Source organism: Cellulomonas citrea (genome assembly GCF_009829685.1).
In the GTDB taxonomy this organism is placed as follows: Bacteria; Actinomycetota; Actinomycetes; order Actinomycetales; family Cellulomonadaceae; genus Cellulomonas; species Cellulomonas citrea.
This window is the reverse complement of the sequence record NZ_VWSD01000274.1, coordinates 1-1,773: the sequence shown is the minus strand read 5'-3', so window position 1 is coordinate 1,773 and position 1,773 is coordinate 1. Positions and strand designations below refer to the sequence as shown.

The window sequence follows — 1,773 nt, the reverse complement described above, 5'->3', positions numbered from 1 at the left end:
GCACGAGCACGAGCCGCCAGGGACGGTCCGCCCCCGGGTGCTCGGCGTCGGCCGGCCCGTACCGGGTGCTGCCCGGAGCGGTCCGCGGCCACGGGTCGGTCCAGGTCACCGGCTCGTCGGGGGCGCCCTCGGCGGAGACCGGCTCACCGAGCGCCGCCCACTGCTCGCTCACGTCGGCGACCTCGACCCGCAGCATGAACCGCATCGAGTCGAGCCAGGCCGCGAGCGCCGCCGCTGTCTGCGTGACGAGCCAGGTCACCGCCCCGTCGTCGACGACCGCCGCGGCGTGCTCGATGTGCCCCTGCGGCGACAGCACGAGGGTCTCGGTGCTGGTCCGAGGTGTCAGGTCGGTGAGCTGCTGGCTGGTGATCGAGTGCAGCCAGCTGAGCCGGTCGGGCCCGGTCACGGTGACGACGCCCAGGTGCGACTGGTCGACGACGGCCGCACCACGCACCAGCGCGCGCTGCTCGGCGGTCGGGTCGCCGTAGTGCCAGGCCACACCGGCGTCGGGGCCGGTCGCCTCGACCGCACCGTGCCGGTCGAGCAGCGGGCTGCGCGGTGCGGCCGGCACCTGGTCGGGCGTGCTCATCCCGTCACCCGGCTCAGCCGCGCAGACGCGTAGGACTGCAGCGGGTGCCCGAAGGCCGCGAGGTCGTGCGCCCACATGAGCTCGCCGTCGACCAGCCCGTACAGCCGCGTCCCGGCCGCCACCTGGGCACCGGTCGCGGTGCGCACCACGACATCGCTCACCAGGTCGATCCGGCCGTTCCCCACCGCTCCCACGTAGATCGCGACGTGGCCGGACGGGTCAGCGAGCAGCAGCTCGACCGGGTGCTTGCCCTCGGGGACGTCGTCCGGGCGCTCGGGGGGCACCCGCCAGAACCCGGTCTCGGTGGCCCACACCGGGCCCTCCTCGGGTCCGGCCGGCTCACCGTCGACCAGCGCCGCAGCGTCGTCGGGCACCTGCACGAGACGCCAGGTCGAGGTCCAGGTCAGGTACGGGCCGCCGTCCGAGGTGACGACGAGGTCGTGCACGAAGGCGCTCTCCTCGATGCCCGGGTACGCCAGCACGCCCTCACCACGCCACGTGCCGACCAACCAGGCGAGCGGGTACACCTCGGGAGCCAGCCCCTCCGGCAGCACGAACGTCATGGTCGCCTCCCGGCTGCAAGGTCCGGCCGCGGACGGGCCAGGTTCAGCGCGCCCCCCGGTAGAGCCGCACGACGACCAGCCCGGCGAACCAGGCGATGGCGCCGGTGGCGGCCACGAGCAGGCCGATGAACAGTCCCTCGATCGCGGTCATGCCCCGATGCTACCCGTGAGCACCGGGGCGTGACCGTGCGCTCGGCTGCCCGGTTCAGGCGTTCCGGGTCCGCAGCCGCAGGCCCAGCAGGTACAGCTCGCACCCGAGGCACAGGCCGAACACCGCGTTGAGGAAGGCCGCGACCAGGGCCAGTGCCGCGGCGACCGGCACCGCGGCACCCACCCCGAGCAGGCCGAGCAGCAGCCCCACCCCCGTGATGACGAGACCGACGAGCTGGGCGAAGCGGGGCGGGCGCGGGTCCTCCAGCTCGGTGGGCGGGGCCAGCCGCGGGCGGACCAGCCGCTGGTAGACCGCGCCCTGCCAGGTGCCCTGCACCCCGCGCACGGTGCCGAGCACGAAACCGGCGACCACGAGGGCCAGCACGACGAGCGCGGCCGTGCCGTGCAGCACGAGGACGGCGACGAGCAGCAGCGCGGTGAGCCCGGCGCCGACGCGCGGGCCACGCGGGT

Annotated in this window: 3 protein-coding genes; all 3 read right to left on the bottom strand. The window is 75.1% G+C overall.

The genetic code is table 11. The features are described 5' to 3' along the window. The coding region (locus tag F2B26_RS16090; RefSeq protein WP_369122555.1) for a YgfZ/GcvT domain-containing protein at nt 1–589 on the bottom strand (589 nt) is incomplete at its 3' end. After that, complete coding sequence (locus F2B26_RS16085; protein ID WP_159811064.1) at nt 586–1,152, bottom strand: heme-binding beta-barrel domain-containing protein; 567 nt, start codon at nt 1,150–1,152, stop codon at nt 586–588. The genes F2B26_RS16085 and F2B26_RS16090, both read right to left, overlap by 4 nt. Nucleotides 1,153–1,357: 205 nt before the next feature. Continuing rightward, a partial coding sequence (locus F2B26_RS16080) for a DUF4395 domain-containing protein (protein ID WP_159811062.1) occupies nt 1,358–1,773 on the bottom strand: 416 nt, incomplete at its 5' end.